Origin of the sequence: Fervidicella metallireducens AeB (assembly GCF_000601455.1) — a bacterium.
Lineage (GTDB): Bacteria > Bacillota > Clostridia > Clostridiales > Caloramatoraceae > Fervidicella > Fervidicella metallireducens.
Genome location: NZ_AZQP01000020.1, coordinates 1 through 19,936, shown reverse-complemented (window position 1 = coordinate 19,936; position 19,936 = coordinate 1). Strand labels below are relative to the sequence as shown.

Annotated in this window: 21 protein-coding genes and 2 pseudogenes; 1 reads left to right on the top strand and 22 read right to left on the bottom strand. The window is 30.7% G+C overall.

The features are described 5' to 3' along the window. Nucleotides 1-109 precede the first annotated feature (109 nt). The 17 genes and pseudogenes from Q428_RS16650 to Q428_RS07360 form a co-directional block, all read right to left on the bottom strand. A pseudogene (locus tag Q428_RS16650) lies at nucleotides 110-301 on the bottom strand (site-2 protease family protein); the annotation flags it as partial. Nucleotides 302-399: 98 nt separating this feature from the next. Next, a complete protein-coding gene (locus Q428_RS07435; protein ID WP_035379656.1) occupies nucleotides 400-1,074 on the bottom strand; it encodes a M23 family metallopeptidase in 675 nt (224 codons plus the stop codon). A gap of 93 nt (nucleotides 1,075-1,167) precedes the next feature. Beyond that, complete coding sequence (gene mgsA / locus Q428_RS07430) at nucleotides 1,168-1,530, bottom strand: methylglyoxal synthase (protein WP_035379654.1); 363 nt, start codon at nucleotides 1,528-1,530, stop codon at nucleotides 1,168-1,170. Nucleotides 1,531-1,542: 12 nt separating this feature from the next. Next, nucleotides 1,543-2,649, bottom strand: coding sequence for a rod shape-determining protein RodA (rodA, locus tag Q428_RS07425; RefSeq protein WP_035379653.1), 1,107 nt, complete (start codon nucleotides 2,647-2,649; stop codon nucleotides 1,543-1,545). 86 nt (nucleotides 2,650-2,735) lie between these two features. Beyond that, entirely contained in the window at nucleotides 2,736-3,008 is a 273-nt protein-coding gene (gene minE / locus Q428_RS07420) for a cell division topological specificity factor MinE (protein ID WP_201769266.1), read from the bottom strand. Between the two features lie 13 nt (nucleotides 3,009-3,021). Next, nucleotides 3,022-3,819 carry a septum site-determining protein MinD gene (gene minD, locus Q428_RS07415; RefSeq protein WP_035379650.1) on the bottom strand — a complete coding sequence of 266 codons (798 nt, stop codon included), beginning with the start codon at nucleotides 3,817-3,819 and terminating at the stop codon, nucleotides 3,022-3,024. Between the two features lie 17 nt (nucleotides 3,820-3,836). Then, nucleotides 3,837-4,463, bottom strand: coding sequence for a septum site-determining protein MinC (gene minC / locus Q428_RS07410; protein ID WP_035379648.1), 627 nt, complete (start codon nucleotides 4,461-4,463; stop codon nucleotides 3,837-3,839). Between the two features lie 196 nt (nucleotides 4,464-4,659). Further along, the gene (locus tag Q428_RS07405; protein ID WP_035379646.1) at nucleotides 4,660-7,119 is read right to left on the bottom strand and encodes a penicillin-binding transpeptidase domain-containing protein; all 2,460 of its coding nucleotides are present in this window, start codon (nucleotides 7,117-7,119) and stop codon (nucleotides 4,660-4,662) included. Next, on the bottom strand, nucleotides 7,120-7,647 hold the full coding sequence (gene mreD, locus Q428_RS07400) for a rod shape-determining protein MreD (RefSeq protein WP_035379644.1): 528 nt from the start codon (nucleotides 7,645-7,647) through the stop codon (nucleotides 7,120-7,122). Between the two features lie 13 nt (nucleotides 7,648-7,660). Continuing rightward, complete coding sequence (gene mreC, locus Q428_RS07395) at nucleotides 7,661-8,497, bottom strand: rod shape-determining protein MreC (RefSeq protein WP_035379642.1); 837 nt, start codon at nucleotides 8,495-8,497, stop codon at nucleotides 7,661-7,663. A gap of 14 nt (nucleotides 8,498-8,511) precedes the next feature. Further along, nucleotides 8,512-9,549 (bottom strand): rod shape-determining protein, encoded by a 1,038-nt coding sequence (locus Q428_RS07390; protein ID WP_035379640.1) that lies wholly within the window; start codon nucleotides 9,547-9,549, stop codon nucleotides 8,512-8,514. Between the two features lie 43 nt (nucleotides 9,550-9,592). Further along, nucleotides 9,593-10,282 (bottom strand): RadC family protein, encoded by a 690-nt coding sequence (radC, locus tag Q428_RS07385; RefSeq protein WP_035379638.1) that lies wholly within the window; start codon nucleotides 10,280-10,282, stop codon nucleotides 9,593-9,595. A gap of 1 nt (nucleotide 10,283) precedes the next feature. Further along, on the bottom strand, nucleotides 10,284-10,868 hold the full coding sequence (locus Q428_RS07380) for a Maf family protein (RefSeq protein ID WP_035379636.1): 585 nt from the start codon (nucleotides 10,866-10,868) through the stop codon (nucleotides 10,284-10,286). 8 nt (nucleotides 10,869-10,876) lie between these two features. Continuing rightward, the gene (locus Q428_RS07375) at nucleotides 10,877-11,140 is read right to left on the bottom strand and encodes a DUF4321 domain-containing protein (RefSeq protein WP_035379634.1); all 264 of its coding nucleotides are present in this window, start codon (nucleotides 11,138-11,140) and stop codon (nucleotides 10,877-10,879) included. A gap of 253 nt (nucleotides 11,141-11,393) precedes the next feature. Further along, nucleotides 11,394-11,930, bottom strand: a complete 537-nt coding sequence (locus Q428_RS07370) for an ATP-binding protein (protein WP_035379632.1) — start codon at nucleotides 11,928-11,930, stop codon at nucleotides 11,394-11,396. A gap of 63 nt (nucleotides 11,931-11,993) precedes the next feature. Continuing rightward, nucleotides 11,994-12,761: an SPOR domain-containing protein gene (locus Q428_RS07365; RefSeq protein WP_035379630.1), complete on the bottom strand. Its 768-nt coding sequence runs from the start codon at nucleotides 12,759-12,761 to the stop codon at nucleotides 11,994-11,996. Between the two features lie 111 nt (nucleotides 12,762-12,872). Next, complete coding sequence (locus tag Q428_RS07360) at nucleotides 12,873-13,595, bottom strand: gamma-glutamyl-gamma-aminobutyrate hydrolase family protein (RefSeq protein ID WP_035379628.1); 723 nt, start codon at nucleotides 13,593-13,595, stop codon at nucleotides 12,873-12,875. Nucleotides 13,596-13,764: 169 nt separating this feature from the next. On the opposite strand from Q428_RS07360, the pseudogene Q428_RS07355 reads away from it, so the two are divergent. After that, nucleotides 13,765-14,921 (top strand): annotated as a pseudogene (locus Q428_RS07355) (aminotransferase class V-fold PLP-dependent enzyme). Nucleotides 14,922-14,978: 57 nt separating this feature from the next. Here Q428_RS07355 and argH read toward each other — a convergent pair. The 5 genes from argH to Q428_RS07330 form a co-directional block, all read right to left on the bottom strand. Then, a complete protein-coding gene (gene argH / locus Q428_RS07350; protein WP_035379626.1) occupies nucleotides 14,979-16,295 on the bottom strand; it encodes an argininosuccinate lyase in 1,317 nt (438 codons plus the stop codon). Nucleotides 16,296-16,311: 16 nt separating this feature from the next. Next, nucleotides 16,312-17,514 carry an argininosuccinate synthase gene (locus Q428_RS07345; protein WP_035379625.1) on the bottom strand — a complete coding sequence of 401 codons (1,203 nt, stop codon included), beginning with the start codon at nucleotides 17,512-17,514 and terminating at the stop codon, nucleotides 16,312-16,314. 16 nt (nucleotides 17,515-17,530) lie between these two features. After that, a complete protein-coding gene (locus tag Q428_RS07340) occupies nucleotides 17,531-18,256 on the bottom strand; it encodes an amino acid ABC transporter ATP-binding protein (RefSeq protein ID WP_035379623.1) in 726 nt (241 codons plus the stop codon). A gap of 9 nt (nucleotides 18,257-18,265) precedes the next feature. Further along, the gene (locus Q428_RS07335; RefSeq protein WP_035379622.1) at nucleotides 18,266-18,916 is read right to left on the bottom strand and encodes an amino acid ABC transporter permease; all 651 of its coding nucleotides are present in this window, start codon (nucleotides 18,914-18,916) and stop codon (nucleotides 18,266-18,268) included. Nucleotides 18,917-18,980: 64 nt separating this feature from the next. Next, a complete protein-coding gene (locus tag Q428_RS07330) occupies nucleotides 18,981-19,772 on the bottom strand; it encodes an ABC transporter substrate-binding protein (protein WP_035379621.1) in 792 nt (263 codons plus the stop codon). Nucleotides 19,773-19,936 lie beyond the last annotated feature (164 nt).

Here is a 19,936-nt window from a genome sequence, read left to right as displayed (position 1 = left end):
GTATACGACCTCCATCCAAAAAATTGGCTGGCAACATGTTGAAAATAAATAAAACTAAATTAGCCCTCCATATAAACTTAAAATAAGGAACATTTTTTGAAATACATAAAAATATGCAATAAATTAATAAATTAATTAATGGGCCAGACAAAGTAATTATAAAATCATCTAAAGGTTTAATATATTTTTGTTTGAATCTTACAGATAACCCAAAAGGGTATATCTTAATACTTCTGATAGAATATCCTAAGCAAACTCCTACCAAACAATGTGAGATTTCATGTAAAGAAATTGATATCATATATATCAATAATTCATAGTTATGAAAAAATAAATAAGTTAAGATAATCATCAAAAAATATAGAAGTATTTTTAACTTTTCTAACATTATTTCCTCTGCTAAATATTACTATATTTATAATCAAGAGGATTGACTATTTTTTCACCCTCTAGAAGCTTAAATTTCAGGACATACACTTTTTTATTATTAATATCAACAGAACCTAATTCACCTATTATCAAACCCTCATCTAAAGAATCACCAATATTTACATTAGTCTTAGTTAAATTTGCGTAAACTGACTTGTAAGTGTCATTATGCTTCACAACAACAACCCAGTTTAAATCTTTATCCTGATACTTATACTCAACAGTTCCACTTGAGATACACTTTACCTTCGAATCTATATTACTTTGAATTTCAAGCCAATCAACATAATTTTCATTGACTTGTGTATCTGAAATACCTGTTTTTTGATTATCTTGAATTGTACCTTCTATGGGCATAAAATTGAAATGAAATTCTACAGAATCTTCATCCTTATTAATTTCGTTATTTACAACATCCTTTATTTTAGGTATCAAATTATTGAATACATCCTTGGTTTCTTCAGTATAATCTGAATAAAAAACTTTTTGTACATATCCACTAATTTTCTCACCTACACTATTTTTTGTGTATTTTATTAACAACAATAATAAGAGTATCAATAAAACGCTGAGTAATCTTATAGATGTTTTTTCTAGGAATTTATTCCTATGTATGTTATTTTTATTTTTTGCCTGATAATACATTTACCCACCCCCATATTAAATTTATATACTATTATATTAAATAAAATTATTCATAATTCGTTATAAAATAAAAAAAGCAGCCGAAGCTGCTTTTTAATCTAATACCTCCATTAATAAATCTGCTGTTCCTATATTTGTTGCTAAAGGTACATCATGAACATCACATAATCTCAATAATGCAGTTATATCTGGTTCATGAGGCTGCGCAGTTAATGGATCCCTTAAAAAAATAACCATATCCATTTTTCCGCATGCTATCTTTGATCCAATTTGTTGGTCCCCACCTAAAGGACCTGATAAAAATCTAAATACTTCAAGGCCTGAGGCTTCCGATATTCTCATTCCTGTGGTACCTGTGGCAAATAACTCATGTTTGCTAAGCTTATCCCTGTGTTTTAATACAAATCGAACCATATCATCTTTTTTCTTATCGTGGGCTATTAATGCAATTCTCATAATTATGTCTCCTTAAAAATTAATTTTCTTTCTCCTTGCTCCTACATTCAATATTAATGAAATCGATACAACTGTTGTTAAAAGTGAACTTCCTCCATAACTTATAAATGGAAGTGGTATTCCTGTAATAGGCATCAGCCCAATGTCCATTCCAATATTTTGAAGAACCTGGAATGTTATCATTGTTATTATACCTATAGTTAAATATTTACCAAATTTATCCTTAGATGTGCTGGCAATATTTATACTTTTCAAAATGATATTCAGAAAAAGAACTAGTAATACCACGGCACCTAAAAAACCCCACTCTTCAGCAAAAACACAGAAAATAAAGTCAGTATGTGACTCTGGAATAAAATTTCCTGACGACTGTATGCCGTTAAATAAGCCCATACCAAAGAATTTTCCTGAACCAATAGCTGTTTTTGCTACATAGGCATTATATCCTGAACCTAATCTATCTAATTCCGGTCTAAAAAACACTAATATTCTATCCTTTTGATAGCTTTTTAAAATACCCAATTCCCATACAGCAATAACCGATGTAGCCAGGGAAACAATTCCACCATATATTATACGTTTGTCTAACCCTGCTGTGAACAACATACCAAATATAGTAACTGCAAATATTAGATTTGTTCCTAAATCAGGTTGGAGTTGTATTAAAGCCATAGGTAAAATGGCAACAAAGGCTAACTTTCCAAGATTTTTTAAATTATTTATATTCTCCATATCTTCAAGCAGTTTTGAAATTGTTATAATAGTTGCTATTTTTGCCAGTTCTGATGGCTGACCTCCAAATGGACCAATACCTAACCAGGCTTTGGCACCATTTCTTTCTGAACCAATTAATAAAACTAAAATCAATAGTATTATAGAACTTATATAAAGGATTTTATAATATCCACCGATGGAGTTGTAATCTATATTCAGAATAACAACTCCAACACAAATAGATACTAAAAACCATACAGCTTGTGAAATAACATACCTGGGTGTTCCTCCTAAATATACTCTTGTTGCACTACTTATAGTCAAAAGTCCTATAAAAACTAATAGAAAAATACTAATTATTATGCTATAATCTAGATTCTTAAAAATTTTCTTATCCAAAATCATTATGCTTACACCTCATAATTTTTAATCATGTTGATTATAGCATAAATTAGTCTGTTTTAAAATAACGAAAGATAAGAATTAAATCCTTATCTTCCAATCTCCTTCATTTTTTTAATTGGAATATTTGCAACCAAAGCAGGAACATCCTCTCCCTGTTTCCCTGAACGGGTTAATTTTATTTCAAGTCCTTTTTCATCAATTTCAGCATAATCGGATATTATTTTAATGATATCTCCCTTGACCATCTCAAGAAACTGAGGTGATACATTTGCCCTGTCGTGTATTAAAATCAATTTAAGTCGTTCCTTTGCTAAATCCTTTGAGGGAGGTTCCTTTGAAAATATCTTGAACAAATCCATTATAATCTACCTCCTATTTTTTGAAAAAAATTTTCTTCAACGATGCAAAAAAACCTTGTTCTTCATCATCTAAGTTTATAAATGGAACTTCTTCTCCTAAAATTCGCTTAGCAATATTTCTATATGCTTGTCCTGCCTTTGATGAATCATAAGTAACTGCTGGTTCACCTCTGTTAGTCGATATAACTATTTTCTCATCATCTGGAACAATCCCTAACAATTTTATAGCTAATATATCTGTCATATCATCTATGTTTAGCATTTCTCCTTTTTTTGTCATGTCATATTTAATTCTATTTATAATTAATTGATGATCCTCAAGGCCTTTAGCTTCTAGTTTTCCTATTATTCTATCTGCATCCCTTACAGCTGAAACCTCAGGTGTCGTAACAACTATAGCTTTATCTGCACCAGCAACAGCATTCTCAAAACCATGTTCTATACCAGCTGGGCAATCTATTATTATAAAATCAAAATCCTTCTTTAAATTTTCGATTAACTCTAACATTTGCTCTGGAGTTACAGCAGTCTTATCCTTAGTCTGAGCTGTTGGCAGTAAAAATAAATTATCAAAACGTTTGTCTTTTATCAATGCTTGTTTTAATCTGCAGGTTCCCTCAACAACATCAACTAGGTTATAAACAATTCTATTTTCAAGACCTAAATGAAGATCTAAATTTCTCAAACCTGTATCAGCATCAACAACCACTACTTTTTTATTTTGCATGGCTAGAGCAGTACCTATATTGGCTGTTGTTGTTGTTTTTCCTACTCCACCTTTACCTGACGTTATAACAATTGAAATACCCATACAATTTTACCTCCAATTTAAAAATATTTATTTGGCAGATAAGGCTCAATTACTATTAAATTATCCTTTATTTTTGCAATTTCCGGTGTCTTTGGTTTACCTTTATAATCATCTGGTGATCTAGAAATAATATCTGCTATCCTAAGTTGTGATGGTTGAAGCATATAGGAACAAACGATAGCTCTTTTATTTCCATTGCTTCCTGCATGTGCCACACCTCTTAAAACTCCCATTACGATAATATTTCCTGTTGCTATTACCTCAGCACCTGAATTGACATCTCCAATTATCACTACATTGCCATTGAAGCAAATCTTTTGACCAGATCTTACAGTATTTTTTATGAACTTTGTTCTTCCTTCATAAATTCCTGTAAATATTTTTTCATTTTTTTCAACTTTTATTTCGTGATTACCATATAGCAAATCTATATTGTATTCTTTTCTTAGTGTCATTTGCAGATCAGCATAATTCTCATTAGTTAACCTGCTTTGATTATCAACAATAGTCAACTTGCTACCAGAGAAAAAATCCCTTGCCCTATCGATTCTTGACGAAAGCTCACGCTTTATCTCTTCATATGTTCCAGAATTTACAAAAACCGTTAATCCATCTTTATTACCCTTAATTGTAATTGTATTCATCGTGAACCTCCAGATGTACCTTATAATCTATTTATTCTTCAAATATTCATTTTTTCCTTCTGTATTTTTAATAATTTTTTAAGTTCATTTATATTTTAACATACAATAAATATTATAGAACAGACATAATTCTCATTTACTTTTAAAAAAATGGCTGTCCCATTAGCAACTAAAACGCTAATTTGACAGCCATTTTTCATCGGTTATTATTCTGAATTTTGTTAACTTGATTCTGTTGGTTTAAACTATCATCTTGGACTTTTTGCTCTTTATAAGCGCCAACTTTAAAATATGCATCATAAATTGCTTTTGCTACTGGTGCTACAGAGTTACCATGGCCAGCATTATATCCTACAACAGCTACGGCTATTTGTGGTTTATCTAATGGAGCAAAACCAACATACCATCCATAGGCACTTCTTCCATAGGATTCTTGAAACTTACTTACTTCAGCACTTCCTGTTTTGCCACCTGTTAAAATTTCATAATTCCTAAATACCCATGCAGCTGTTCCTCCCTCAGATGTAACCTTAGCCATCCCTTCTATAACAGCTTTTACATTTTGTTCTTTTAGTGCTAACTTATCCAAAATTTCTGGTTGTATATCCTTCTTTACTGTTCCATCAGGATTTAATACTTGCTTAATTAAATGCACCTTATACCTGTTACCACCATTTACTAATGTGGCAATATAATTTGCTAATTGTAAAGGTGTAAGCTCAGTTGCTCCCTGTCCTATTGATGCATTCAATACTTCTCCTATGCTCTTTGCCTCACTGTTAAACCTGTTAATTTCTAATTCAATCTTTTTCTGAGTTCTCTCGTTGGTTATATTAAGTTCATTTAATTTTTGTTTATCAAAACGACCTTCCAACATCATATTTTTTATGGCAATATATTCTTCTGATCCTTCTGTAAAGGTATATCCGCCATATTTTACATTTCCAATTATAACGTTTAAAATTCTTTCTCTCATTACGCTGTTAATTCTTGTTCGTTTATATTTTGTAGCAGTACTTGCAGAGCCTGCCCTCTCCTCAATTTCTATACCAGATTTAGGAGATTCACCTGTAATTGGATCTCTTGCTAAACCAAATTTAACTGCCCATTTTTGAAATTTTTCACTACCTAGTCTTTTCCCAACTTCAAAGAAAAAATAATTACAAGATACCTGTAAGGCCTTTGCTACATCTGTTGGTCCATGGGTTTGATGTCTTTCATTCCATACCCAACATGCACCATTGAACCCATTAACACCTCTATAAACACCATAATCATAAATTATTGTTGAAGGTGTTATTACGCCTTCTTCCAATCCTGCTATAGCTGTTAATGGTTTAAAGGTTGAACCTGGAGGTCCTTGCCCCATTGTTGCGTAATTCAAAGTAGGTAAAGGTATTAAGTTGGCTTTATCCTGGCTTACATCTGGATAGATAATATTTGACATTTCAGGGGTTATTGAACCTGTTTCAGCAAATATGTTTGGATCAAAACCTGGGTAACTTACCATGGCTATGACTTCACCTGTGTTTACGTCAATAGCTATTGCAGCACCAGCATTAGCATTTTTTAAAGGTTTTCCTCCTATCTCTCCACTTCTGATTTTAGCTAAAGTTTCAGCCATTGCCTTTTCAGCTGCCAATTGAACATCCATATTGATTGTAGTAATTACAGTGTCTCCAGGAATAGGATCAAGTGTTGCATTTTCACCGATAACTTTGCCAAATTTATTAACCCTTACATACCTGACTCCTGGTTCACCTCTCAGACTTATATTTAACTCTTTATTGTTTTCAAGAACTTTCTCCAAACCAAGTTTCCCAATTAACTCTCTATTAATATCATACCCCAAACTGTTATATGTTTGTGATTCTTCATCTGATATTCTTCCTAAATGACCAATAAAAGCTGAACCTACATTGCCATAGGGATAAACCCTCATTGGCGCAACCTCACATTGAATACCTGGTAATTCAAGAATTTTTGACTGTACTGCAAAAGCAGTTTTTCGATTTACATTCTTAGCAATATAAATAGTTTTATATTGTGAATATGCCTGTTCCTTGATAGATAACCTTAAAGCTATAACTTTTAAAGCCTCATCAATATTCATATTATACCTTAAAGTCTTTTTTCCAGAACTGTCTTTGGATAAAAGTTCATATTTTTCAGCTAAATAGTAGAAAGAATCCTTTGCAGTAAATGATTCTTCAATTTTATTTCTTTCTTTAAAACTTTTTTCCCATATCTTTTTAATTCTTTCACTCTTTATTTTAAAATAAAAAATGAACTGGTTATTTTCCACAGCGATTGGCAATGATTGAGTATTAATTTTTTTCCCATCATTGTTCTTGTTAATTATTCTTATTGTCTCCAGCAAAACAGGGTTAATTTCATCATTTTTTATTTTAGAATCAAGGTTCGATATGACAATATTAAAAGTCTGTGTACTAGTTGCGATTTTTTTGCCATTTCTATCTAATATGTCTCCCCTTGGAGCAAGTTCAACAATCGGTTTTTCACCCTTATCTTCGGCAATGCTCCTCATTTCATCTCCATTAACTATCTGGATATAAAAAAGTCGAGAAACAAGAAGCACAAATATGAAAATAACTGCCGATGTAAAGGCTACAATCCTAACGTCTCTTTTTTTCATTTATTTGTACTCTCTCCTTTTTTTAAAATTCCAATCTTGCTGCATAACATTTAATGTACTGATTTTTTTTATAAATTTATACACAAATATACTTATGACAGAATTATATAAGGCTTCTATTGGTTGAATCCCATACATTTGAACTTTAAAAGAAAAATTGTATGCAGCTATATAGAAAAATGAATAATACAATAGTCCTTTAAAGATTGTTGCTATAAATGTAAAGAGCATAGGAATTACAATAGCATCTTTATATATTTTTTTCTCTATTTTACCAACTAAAAAAGCAGTTATTATATAAATTATTGTATTTACTCCAAATAAATAAGGAAAAAAGCAATCCTTTATCAAACCACAAAAAAGTGCAACAAATAAACTTTCAATATCATCCCTTATTAAAGAATTGCAAATAATATAAACATAGATAACATCAGCACTTACACTTAAAAAAGTTAAGCTTGAAAAAAAAGCCTGCTGTATAATAATTACTAAAAACGAAATGATAAAAATTAAACTTAATTTTTTCAAAAGAATTTCTCCTTTATTTTAAAATTACCATAACCTTTTGAACTTTTGATAAATCTACATATGGTTTAATAATCGCTACTTTTTCTAAATTTGATTTCCCTTCTTCAATTTTCTGCACCTTACCAATCAAAATATTGGGGACTGTAAAATCACTCTCATCTACTATAATATCTGAAGTGACAACCACATCATCTAATTTTGCCTTAGTATCCTCAGGTAGAAAATTCATTTTGCACAGTTTTTCTGTTCCATTACTACTACTGAAGCCATTAATTAGTCCATCTTCTCCAGTTGATGAAATCCTTGCTGGCAAATTAATTTTATCATCAAAGATTGTTAAAACCTTTGATGATGTCTTATTAACCTCAAGAATTCTACCAACTAATCCTTGTCCTGTCACAACATATTGACCTTTTTTTACTCCATCAACACTTCCTACGTCTATAAGAATTATTTGGAACCAATTTTCACCAACACGCCCAATTACGTTGGCACCAATACTTTTCAAGTTTATGTTGCTGTTTTTGAACCTTATTAATTCGGACAGCTCTGAATTTTCTCTTTTTAGTTTATCATAATCAACTATTTTTTCATTGAGCATTTCAATTTCTTTTTTTAGCTCTATATTCTCTTTCCTTGTATTTGTTATGGATGCAATGAAATAATATATATTACTTATTCTTTGTCCGGCGATATAAGCATATTTTTGTGCAGGAGTTACTATGGTTGTAATCATATTTTGAAAAAGACCGGTATTCCCATTTCTATTAGCAGTAACACCAACAAATATCGTAAATGCAAGACAAAGAACAAGTACTATTGTTAGTAACTTGTTCTTTAAGAAATCCATCTAGCTCCCTCTTTCTATCTAGACTTTGGTGATAAACCTAATCCTCTTCCTGAGCTTAATCTATCAATATTGTCTAAAGATTTTCCTGCTCCTATAGCAACACAATCAAGTGGATTTTCAGCAATATGAACAGGCATATGTGTCTCCTTATTTATCAATTTATCTAAACCATGAAGCATTGCTCCACCACCAGTTAGCATTATTCCCTTATCCATAATATCTGCAGCCAATTCTGGTGGAGTTTTTTCTAAAGTAGATTTAATTGCATCTATAATAGCTGTTATAGGTTCTTTAAGAGCTTCCCTTATTTCAGAAGAAGATATAGTTATAACCTTTGGTAAACCTGATATTAAATCTCTTCCCTTTATGTCCATAGTTCTTTCTTCTTCTTCTGGAAAAGCTGAGCCTATTTCCATTTTTATTTGTTCTGCTGTTCTTTCACCTATCATAAGACTATATTCTTTCTTAATGTAAGTAACTATTGAATGATCTAATTCATCCCCTGCAATTCTTAATGACTTACTTGTTACTATACCACCTAGAGATATAATTGCAACTTCGGTAGTACCTCCACCAATATCTACAACCATACTTCCTGTTGGTTCATTTACCGGCAACCCTGCTCCAACTGCTGCTGCCATTGGCTCTTCCATAAGATAAACCTCTCTCGCTCCAGCTTGTTTTGTTGCCTCTTCAATAGCTCTTCTCTCAACTTCTGTTACACCTGAAGGAAAACAAACAACTATTCTTGGTCTAACAAAAGCACTATTGTTTGTTACTTTCTTAATGAACATTTTTAGCATGTTTTGTGTTACATCGAAATCTGCTATTACCCCATCCTTTAATGGTCTAATCGCCATAATATTTCCTGGAGTTCTACCTATCATTTCTTTAGCTTCATCCCCAACTGCAAGAGTCTGCTTTGTGTTATCATTCTTAATTGCAACAACTGAAGGCTCCCTTAATACTATACCCTTTCCTTTAACATATATTAACGTATTAGCTGTACCTAAATCTATTCCCATATCCTTTGAAAATCCAAATATTGACATGTACATTACTCCTTTCATGATATTAATATTTACAATATATTTTTTATATTATCCCTTTTTCTTTAAGGCTAATATAACATCCATCTCCAATAATCAAATGATCCAATATTTCAATTCCAATAATTTTCCCAGCCTCGCAAAGTCTTTTTGTAATATTAATATCTTCCTGACTGGGTGTTGGGTCTCCAGAAGGATGATTATGCGTTATAATTATTGATGAAGTACTTTTCTTTATAGCTTCACAAAAGACCTCCCTAGGATGAACTATTGATGAACTTAAACTTCCAATTGATAGGTCCTTGACATCAATAACAATATTTTTTGTATTAAGAAAGATCACCCTTAAATATTCTTTTTTTAAATATCTTAAATCCTCTAAAACTAGTTCTGCTGCATCTGCAGGACTGGTTATCTTGAATTTTTTATCAGAACGATAATTGCGCATTCTTTTTCCTATTTCAATAGCTGCTTTTATTTGTGCTGCCTTTGCATCACCAATGCCTTTTATGCTACTTAGTTCCTGGACTGAGGAATTTACTAAAAATTCTAATCCATCTTTACTTGATAAAATCCTGTTAGCTATATTTATTGCACTTTCTGATTTTGTTCCAGTTCTTAAAATTATAGCAAGTAATTCTGCATTAGATAATACCTCAGCTCCATATTTTATCAATCTTTCTCTAGGCCTATCTTCAACTGGTATATCTTTAATAGTAAGGTTATTATCCCTCATTTTACACTTCCTTTACTATTAGATTTACCCCCATCCTTTTCATGATATTGTATAATTTATGTATTGGTAACCCAACAACATTAAAGTAGCAACCATCAATTTTTTTTACAAAGAAACTGCCCTTTCCCTGTATACCGTATCCACCCGCCTTATCCATTGGTTCACCTGTATATACATAGTCCCATATTTCTTCGTCAGTCAATTCTTTGAAAAACACATTAGTTGTTTCTACCTCCTGATAGAAGGATGAGTCTTTAGTATCAATTACAAAAAGCCCTGTAACCACCTTGTGCATATCACCGCTTAATAGCTTAAGCATTTGAAAGGCCTCATTTTCTGTTTTAGGTTTACCTAAAATAAAATCCTTGTATACAAGGGTGTCAGCAGCAATTATAATGGCATCCTTTTTTATGCGTTTTGCTACTTCAATTGCCTTATTTTTGGCTAGTTCACAAACAATTTCTTCTGCTGTCCCCTTTAACATTTCCTCGCAGTAATTTGATGGGACAACTTCAAAATTTATTCCAAGATTATCTAATATTTCTTTCCTTCTTGGGGATGAAGAAGCCAATATAATATTTTTCATCATACCACCTACATTTTTTTATATAATATAAAAGCGAAAATCATGCCGACTAATGAAAGTACATTAACATTAAATCCAATAGCAAATGTAACTGAAATCATTTTTAAGTTTAAAATCAAAGGTTTCTGCATTCCAATGAAAATATAATTTTTAAATATGGTTAAAGAATTAAAATTATCCCCTAGCCAATCCCCTATTATAGTACCCAATAAACCACATACAAGTAGAAGTAAAATCAAATAACCAATTTTTTTGTTAGGATGATTTCCCATAGGGTATCCCCCTTTTATAATTATTGATTATTAATTAAAATTTTAAACATAATCTTTAAAATTCCACTTATATAAGTTTAACATTTTAGACCATTGTAGACAAGTCATTTAAATAATGTTATTTTTCATTTATTATAATTCTTTACAAACAACTACTTTTTACTTAAAAAACTGATTTATCATTGCAATTTTTTATTATACAAAATATCATTTCATAAAAAAAGAGCCATTTGGCTCTCTAAACTTTCCAATATTATGTCTCTAACGCATTTATATTTTGGGATATATACTCTTTTATCCACTGCAATATTTCAGGGGAGTTTATATCTTCACCAACTATTTTTTTTATCTCCTTTGTTTCAAATATAAATTCCTTTTCATTTATAATATGTCTATATATTAAATCTATCCTATCGTACAATAATAAAGACAAAATAGTTTCTTCCACTTTACCTAACGGGGCTCTATCTATATGATTATATTTCATAAAAGCAGTAATTTTAGTACCGTAATGCTTTTTAGATTCAACCTTTAGATATCCATCACATCTTACACAAGCAGCTTCAAATAAAGATAATCCCAATCCAACCCTTCTCGTCTTCCTTGTTGTAACAAAAGGATCGGTAATATCCTTTAACATTTCTTCATCTATACCGCTGCCATTATCTTTAACAAGAATCAATAAATAATCTTCATTTCTATTTTCTTCTATTGTTATTTCAATTAAATCCGCTCCTGCTGTTACTGAATTCTCAGCAATATCCATTATATGTAACGATAATTCCCTCATAACTAATCTCCCTTTGTTTAAACTATTACCATAAGGCTTTAAATATATTATATCATTATATTATTATTTAAAACTATTTTCCCTTATATAATCCTCAATATTTTTCAAATCATATATCTCTTTAATTATAATATCAATATTTTTGTCAGAATTGTTGTCTATAAACACCTGCAAATCTTTACTTAAAGTTTGCAATAATCTTTTTATTTTCTCATCGATTTTATTGCTATTTTTTATATATTCAACTTCGCTGTTTAAAATACTAATGTTTCTCTTGTATTGAGACTCATATTTGTTTTTATCTATATTTTCATTATTAATTAAATCTATCTGCAATAAAATATTTTGTAATATTATATTCATGTAATTACTTACTTTTTCATCTTCGTCGTAACCTACAAGGTTATCAAATTTAAACTGAGTTATTATACAACTATAACCCAAAGTTTGCATTTTTTCATTTAATTTATCTATCTCCATTTTTGAATCAGAAATTTTTGCTATTACCCTGTAAAATTCCTTATCCTTAAAAATAATAGCGTTTATATCTTTGGTTTTTAAAAATTTCTGAAATGACTCTGCATTATCCTTTTTTAAAAAAACTCCTGCTTGAACCAAATAAATATCATGACTACTTTTGAAACTTATTACATCTTTTCCTTTATCCGACTGAGATGTATACATTTTTATGAAGTTCGGAATAATAACATGCTTGGCCACTAATTTTCCTGTGGGCATAGCAACTAATGGTATTATAAAGAAAAAGTATATAATGTTTTTCATCCATAAATCATATGGTTTCCCTTTGATTTCCAATCTGGTGTATCTCATTTTATCACTCCCTGGTTATTCTTATTTCTCATCCTCCCTTTATAGATATGTAACTGTTACTAGAAATATTAATAAAAAATAAAAAGCCCACAAGGCTTTTAAAATCATATTCTATTCACACCAACTTATAAACTCCTTAAATATCTTTAACATTACTGGATGTTTCTTTATCATAATATCAGGTCTCCATTGAACAGCCATAATTGGTTTACTCTGGTGCTCAATTGCCTCAATTATTCCATCCGATGAGGTTGCTGAAATTATAAAATTCGCTGGAACTGTTTTAGCTGCCTGATGGTGAAAACTATTAACCAACATCCTATCCGTATCAAATATTTTATGTAACTTTGTTCCAGGTACTATGTCAATATAATGTCCTATATCATTTATATTGGCCCTTTGAATATGATTAATATATGCATTTTTATTTTCACTAATATCTTGATATAGTTTTCCACCAAAGGCAACAGTCATTATTTGTTGTCCTCTTGCCGTTCCTAAAATTGGCATATCCCTCTCAATAGCAGCCTTAACGATAAATAACTCAAAAATGTCCCTTGGACTATAAGTAAATCCAACATGAACAGAGGGTTCCTCACCATAATAAATTGGGTTAACGTCGTACCCACTGGACAGTATTATTCCATCAAGCTTATCCATTATTTGCAGAATATCTTCCTCTGAATTTATTATTGGAATTAATATTGGTACTCCTCCAGATTTTAAAACAGCATCAATAAATGCTTGGGATATATAGTTTCCTTCTTGACCTAATAGGTTCTCTTTTTCAGATAAAAGATAATTACATGTGATTCCTATTAATGGTTTTGCCATAGTTATCCCTCCTTACAAATATTTTATATCATTTTTCTGAATTTTTCAAATTTTATATGAAAACTTATATTTTTAAATATATGTATTTAATAATTCAATTTTAATCCAAAAAGTAATATTATGTTTATATAGTTTATTTTCAACATTATCTGAACTGGAGGTATTAATTATGAAAAACATATACTTAGATAACAGCGCTACTTCCTTTCCCAAAGCTCCAGGTGTTTCATCTGCAATAAATAATTATATAAACAATATCGGTGTAAATGTTGGTCGTGGAACATATAAAACGTCTTTTTCTGCAGGCCAAATTGTCTATGAAACCCGTTCAAAACTCTGTGAGTTATTTAATTTTGATAACCCTTTAAACGTTGTTTTTACTGCTAATATAACCCAAAGTATCAATACAATACTTAAAGGCTTCCTAAAGCCAAACGATCATGTAATAATTTCATCAATGGAGCATAACTCTGTTGTAAGGCCCTTAAACAACTTATCAAAATCAGGTGTAGAATATGATATTGTTTTATGTAACACAGATGGAACTTTAGAACCAACACATTTTGAAACTTATATTAAACCTAATACTAAGATGGTTATTATGACACATGCTTCTAATGTTTGTGGTACTATATTACCAGTCAAACAAATTGGCGAAATATGCAAACATCATAATATATACTTTGTTCTTGATTCTGCCCAAAGTGCAGGTAGTATTGATATAGATTTTAAAAGCTTTAATTTGAGCGCATTAACCTTCACAGGCCATAAGGGACTGCTAGGTCCCCAGGGAATAGGAGGTTTTATTATCAGAGATGATTTTTCCCAACAACTTAATCCCCTTATAGAAGGTGTACTGGAAGTATATCAGAGTCTGAATTTCAACCTGATTTTCTACCAGATAAGTTCGAATCTGGAACATTAAATATTCCTGGAATTTTTGGTCTAAATGCTTCAGTGGAATTCATACAAAAAATAGGTATTAAAGCAATAAAAGATAAGGAGATGTACTTAACCAGCAGATTCATTGGTGAGCTGCAGAATATCAGTGAGCTTAACATAATAGGTTTAAAAAGTATAGAAGGACGGACATCGGTTGTTTCTTTAGACTTTAAAAATCTTGACAATTCAGAAGTAGCATTTATTCTTGAGAGAGATTTTGGGATTATGACAAGAGTTGGGTTACACTGTGCACCATTAGCTCACAAAACACTAAACACCTATCCTAAAGGTACCGTACGATTCAGTATTGGATATTTTAATACATTGGATGAAATTATTTACACAGTTGATTCAATTCACAAGACGATTAATTTATTAAAATAAGCATATGGTTACATTACTTAAATAAATAAAAAATGAAATAACCCTCAATCTTGAGGATTATTTCATTTTAATTTTTATACCTTTGCTTATGATGTTATCATAAGCAATAAAATCATAAATATCCATTTCGAACAAATCACTAAACATTTTAAACTCAGTAATATTTAAATCTTCTATTAATTTATTATTTTTCTCACAATAAACAACTATCTGACCTGAAATCTTATGAGCATTTCTAAATTCCAGCCCCTTGTTAACCAAATAATCCGCTATTTCAGTAGCATTTAAAAATCCTTTTTTTATAGATTCTAACATATTTCCTTTATTTATTTTTAGTGTTGCTATAACTTCTTTCATCATTATTATGCTTTTTTGAACTGTTACTATTGCATCAAAAAACTGCTCTTTATCTTCCTGCATATCCTTATTATATGCTAAAGGAAGCCCCTTCATCAAAGTTAAAATTGATATCAAAGCTCCATATACTCTTCCAGTCTTACCCCTGATTAGTTCAGCTGCATCTGGATTCTTTTTTTGAGGCATTATACTGCTACCAGTTGTATAAGCATCATCCATCTCAACAAATTTAAATTCTTGACTACTCCATATGATTAATTCTTCGCTTAATCGGCTCAGATGCATCATGATTATTGAAAAAGCTGATATCAATTCTATAATATAATCCCTGTCGCTGACACCATCTAAAAAATTCTCTACAGGCTTTTTAAACCCTAGCTCCAATGCTGTATATTCTCTATCGATTTCAAATGTAGTACCTGCAAGTGCACAACAACCCAGTGGACTTTCGTTCATAATTTCAATGGCATTTAAAATACGCTTTATATCCCTCTCAAGCATATAATAATATGCCATAATATGATGCTTAAATGTAATTACCTGAGCAGCCTGAAGGTGAGTATATCCTGGCATTAATGCTTCATTTGCATCTGCAACAGTTTTTATTGTATCCATTAAATCCTTTATATCATTTATTATCTCAAAAGCTTTTTCTTTTGCATATAATTTTGTATCAACGGCAACCTGATCATTTCTACTTCTGGCAGTATGCAGTTTTTTTCCTACTTCTCCAACCCTGTCAACCAGATTAATTTCTATAAAACTATGGATATCTTCATAAATTCCCTCAATTTTTAACTTTCCCTCTTCAATATCCTTTAATAAAGAAACTAACCCATTTATTAACCTTTCTCCCTCTTCATTTGTTAATAAATTCTGTCTTACCAACATCTTTAGATGAGCTATACTTCCACGAATATCTTGTTTGTATAGAACCTTATCAACATGCAAAGAACTATTAAATTCCTCCATTAACCTACTTTCTTTTCCTAAAAATCTTCCACCCCAAAGTTTCATATTATCTGTCCTTCCTCTATTTATTATTCATTAAGGATTTTATTTTCACAGGGAGACCAAATAAGTTTATAAATCCTTCTGCATCCTTATGATTATATAGATCACTTTCTCCAAAGGATGAAATACTTTGATTATATAATGCAAATGGAGAATTTATTCCTGCAACCATTATATTTCCTTTGTATAGCTTTAATTTTACATTTCCTGTAACCGTTTCCTGAGTTTTATCAATAAAAGCATCCAAGGCATCCTTTAGGGTTGTGTACCATAAACCATCATAAACTAATTCTGAATATTTTAATGAAATTAATTTCTTATAATGCATAGTTGCTCTATCTAATGTCAGATGTTCTAATTCACTGTGAGCAGCATATAAAATTGTTCCACCTGGTGTTTCATAGATTCCTCTTGATTTCATGCCAACAAGTCTGTTTTCTATTAAATCAACAATCCCAATACCATTTTCTCCACCTAATTTATTTAGATAATTTATCATTTCAACTGATTCCATTTCCATTCCATTAACTTTTTTAGGTATACCCTTGTCAAAATAAATATCTACATAACATACCTCATCCTTTGCTTTTTCTGGAGGTATAGTCATTAAATACATATCAGAATTATGCTCGTTTTGTGGATCCTCTAATTCACCACCTTCATGACTTATGTGCCATATGTTTCGGTCTCTTGAATATATCTTTTCTTTTGTAACTGGTATATCTACTCCCTTTAATTGTGCATAATCTATTGCTTCCTCCCTTGATTTGATGCTCCAAATTCTCCATGGTGCAATAACTTTAATATCAGGGTCAAGGGCCGCTATGGAAACTTCAAATCGTACCTGATCATTTCCTTTTCCTGTACATCCATGACAAATATGCTTAGCTCCTTCTTTATGAGCAACTTCAACCAATTTTTTAGCAATTAACGGTCTAGCAAAAGAAGTTCCTAACAAGTATTTATTTTCATATATTGCTCCACTTTTTACCGCCTTAAATAAATACTCTTCAACAAATTCTTTTTTAACATCTTCAATATATACTTTTGACGCACCTGTCTTAATAGCCTTTTCTTTTATTTCTGCCATATCTTCCCCTTGTCCAACATCAACACATACGGCAATTACTTCAAAATCATAATTTTCCTTCAGCCATGGTATAATTATCGAAGTGTCTAATCCACCTGAATATGCTAAAACTACTTTATCTTTATTATTCATAATATTACTCCTCTCCTTATATCACCTTTTGTAAAAATTGCTTTATTCTTAGGTGTTTTGGTCTTGAAAAAATAATTTCTGGTATATCTTCCTCTAAAATTTTTCCATCTTCCATAAAAATGACTCTATCTGCAATCTCACGTGCAAACCCCATTTCATGAGTTACAACAATCATTGTCATCCCTTCTTTTGCAAGTTCCTTTATTACATTTAAAACTTCTCCAACTAGCTCTGGATCAAGAGCTGATGTCGGCTCATCAAAAAGTATAATATCTGGATTCATAGCTAAAGCTCTTGCTATGGCTACTCTTTGCTTTTGTCCACCAGATAATTTTGAAGGATAGCAATTAATTTTATCTTTCAATCCAACTTTCTCTAAAAGATTAATTGCTCTTTCTTTAACTTCTTCTTTCTTTTCCTTTTTAACAATTACAGGTGCAGCCATAACATTTTGTAAAGCAGTCATATGGGGAAACAGGTTAAAATTTTGAAATACCATCCCTACATTTGTTACAGATTTACTATTATTGTTTTTAAAATTAACCTTTTCACCATTTATATAGACATCGCCACAATCTAAACTCTCCAGGTTGTTTATGCATCGGAGAAAAGTACTTTTTCCCGAACCAGATGGTCCAATTATTACTAACACTTCACCCTTCTTAACATCAATATTGATGTCATTTAATACAACCGAATTATTATATTTCTTATTTGCATTTTTAACTTCTATAAGATTCATGCTGTCCTCCTATTCATATATTGATAATCTTTTCTCTAGTACTGAAAAAAAGGCAGTAAATACTGTTGTCATAAGTAAATAAATACAACCAGTTACAAAAAAGATTTCGATTGGTTTAAAGGTTGTTGCATACATTTGTTGAGCAGAGCGCATTAATTCAACCATTGCAATTGATGAAACCAATGAAGTATCCTTAAGCATGGAAATAAATTGATTTCCAATTGGCGGAATTAATCTTCTATAGGTTTGTGGCAAGATAATTTTCAGCATAGTTTGAATATAGTTGAATCCTAAAGCCTTTGCTGCCTCAAATTGCCCTTTATCTATGGATAAAATTCCTCCCCTTACAATTTCCGCCATATATGCTCCACAATTTAAACTAAGTCCTAAAATCGCTGCATTCATGGGGCTTAAATTTAATCCTAAATTAGGTAATCCATAATAGAAAAAAAACAGCTGTAATAATAAAGGTGTGCCTCTAAACATCCATGTATATAAAGATGAAATAAAGTAAATAACCTTATTCTTTGATAATTTCAAAAGCCCAACACTTATTCCTAAAATACTGCCTAAAACAATTGTAAAAACCGTAAGTTCAATAGTCATAAGACTTCCTTTTAACAATATAGGCAAAGTTCTGTTAATTATTGAAAAATCCAATTTATTCCCTCCTGTATAAAGCCCCTTAATTTATTGTATATTCATTGCATATATATACATTTTGTTATTTATATATATCTACTCCAAACCATTTAATTGATAACTTAGATAGGGTCCCATCTTTTTTAAGTTCTTCAATTGCCTTTTGAACTGCTTCCTTTAATTCAACATCTTCTTTTTTAAAACCAATTCCCACTGGCTCATCATTTAATTTATCTTTAAGTACTTCATATTCTCCGCTTTTCTTTGACATATAATATCTGCCTACAAGCTCATCAACAACAACTGCATCAATTCTTCCAATAGATAAATCATGAAAAGCTTCAGTTATTTTGTCATATTTTTTTAATTCTTTTATACCCGAGATTTTTTGACCTGCACTTTCACTAGTTGACCCCATCTGGCAAGCAATTATTTTTCCCTTTAGATCTTCAAGATTATTAATAGTTGAATTACCTCCCTTTATTGCTACAATAATACCTTCCATAATATACGGTTCAGAAAAATCAATGGTTTGTTTTCTTTCATCTGTAATGCTTAATGTCGACAAAACCATATCAAACTTACCTGTTGTAAGTGCTAATATTATCCCATTAAAATCTGTTGTAATAAATTCAGCTTTTACACCTAATTTTTTAGCAATTTCATTACCAAGATCAATATCAAAACCTTGTAAATTATTGTTATCATCTCTAAACTCCATAGGTGGAAAAGAATCATCCAATCCCATTGTTAAAATTCCAGATTTTTTAATTTTCTCTAGTGAATTTAATTGATTTGATTCCTTTGGGCTGCTACACCCTATAAAACCTAAAACTATTACTGTTACTAAAAAAGTTACAAATATTTTTTTCATTATCATCTCTCCCCTTTTTATTTGATGTGTATATTATACAAATATATTTATATTTATGCAACTATTTTTATAAAAAATTGTATAAATATTATTTGTTTAGCATAATTAATTAGTTGGACAAATTTCATCTTTTTTATTAAAATCTATTTAGATAGTAAATAAGG

Excerpts from the sequence above, each read along its gene's own strand:
- Q428_RS07435 (WP_035379656.1), bottom strand. The coding sequence starts at position 1,074 with ATGTATTATCAGGCAAAAAATAAAAATAACATACATAGGAATAAATTC.
- mgsA (WP_035379654.1), bottom strand. The coding sequence starts at position 1,530 with ATGAGAATTGCATTAATAGCCCACGATAAGAAAAAAGATGATATGGTT.
- rodA (WP_035379653.1), bottom strand. The coding sequence starts at position 2,649 with ATGATTTTGGATAAGAAAATTTTTAAGAATCTAGATTATAGCATAATA.
- minE (WP_201769266.1), bottom strand. The coding sequence starts at position 3,008 with ATGGATTTGTTCAAGATATTTTCAAAGGAACCTCCCTCAAAGGATTTA.
- minD (WP_035379650.1), bottom strand. The coding sequence starts at position 3,819 with ATGGGTATTTCAATTGTTATAACGTCAGGTAAAGGTGGAGTAGGAAAA.
- minC (WP_035379648.1), bottom strand. The coding sequence starts at position 4,463 with ATGAATACAATTACAATTAAGGGTAATAAAGATGGATTAACGGTTTTT.
- Q428_RS07405 (WP_035379646.1), bottom strand. The coding sequence starts at position 7,119 with ATGAAAAAAAGAGACGTTAGGATTGTAGCCTTTACATCGGCAGTTATT.
- mreC (WP_035379642.1), bottom strand. The coding sequence starts at position 8,497 with ATGGATTTCTTAAAGAACAAGTTACTAACAATAGTACTTGTTCTTTGT.
- Q428_RS07390 (WP_035379640.1), bottom strand. The coding sequence starts at position 9,549 with ATGTCAATATTTGGATTTTCAAAGGATATGGGAATAGATTTAGGTACA.
- radC (WP_035379638.1), bottom strand. The coding sequence starts at position 10,282 with ATGAGGGATAATAACCTTACTATTAAAGATATACCAGTTGAAGATAGG.
- Q428_RS07380 (WP_035379636.1), bottom strand. The coding sequence starts at position 10,868 with ATGAAAAATATTATATTGGCTTCTTCATCCCCAAGAAGGAAAGAAATA.
- Q428_RS07375 (WP_035379634.1), bottom strand. The coding sequence starts at position 11,140 with ATGGGAAATCATCCTAACAAAAAAATTGGTTATTTGATTTTACTTCTA.
- Q428_RS07370 (WP_035379632.1), bottom strand. The coding sequence starts at position 11,930 with ATGAGGGAATTATCGTTACATATAATGGATATTGCTGAGAATTCAGTA.
- Q428_RS07365 (WP_035379630.1), bottom strand. The coding sequence starts at position 12,761 with ATGAGATACACCAGATTGGAAATCAAAGGGAAACCATATGATTTATGG.
- Q428_RS07360 (WP_035379628.1), bottom strand. The coding sequence starts at position 13,595 with ATGGCAAAACCATTAATAGGAATCACATGTAATTATCTTTTATCTGAA.
- argH (WP_035379626.1), bottom strand. The coding sequence starts at position 16,295 with ATGAAACTTTGGGGTGGAAGATTTTTAGGAAAAGAAAGTAGGTTAATG.
- Q428_RS07345 (WP_035379625.1), bottom strand. The coding sequence starts at position 17,514 with ATGAATAATAAAGATAAAGTAGTTTTAGCATATTCAGGTGGATTAGAC.
- Q428_RS07340 (WP_035379623.1), bottom strand. The coding sequence starts at position 18,256 with ATGAATCTTATAGAAGTTAAAAATGCAAATAAGAAATATAATAATTCG.
- Q428_RS07330 (WP_035379621.1), bottom strand. The coding sequence starts at position 19,772 with ATGAAAAAAATATTTGTAACTTTTTTAGTAACAGTAATAGTTTTAGGT.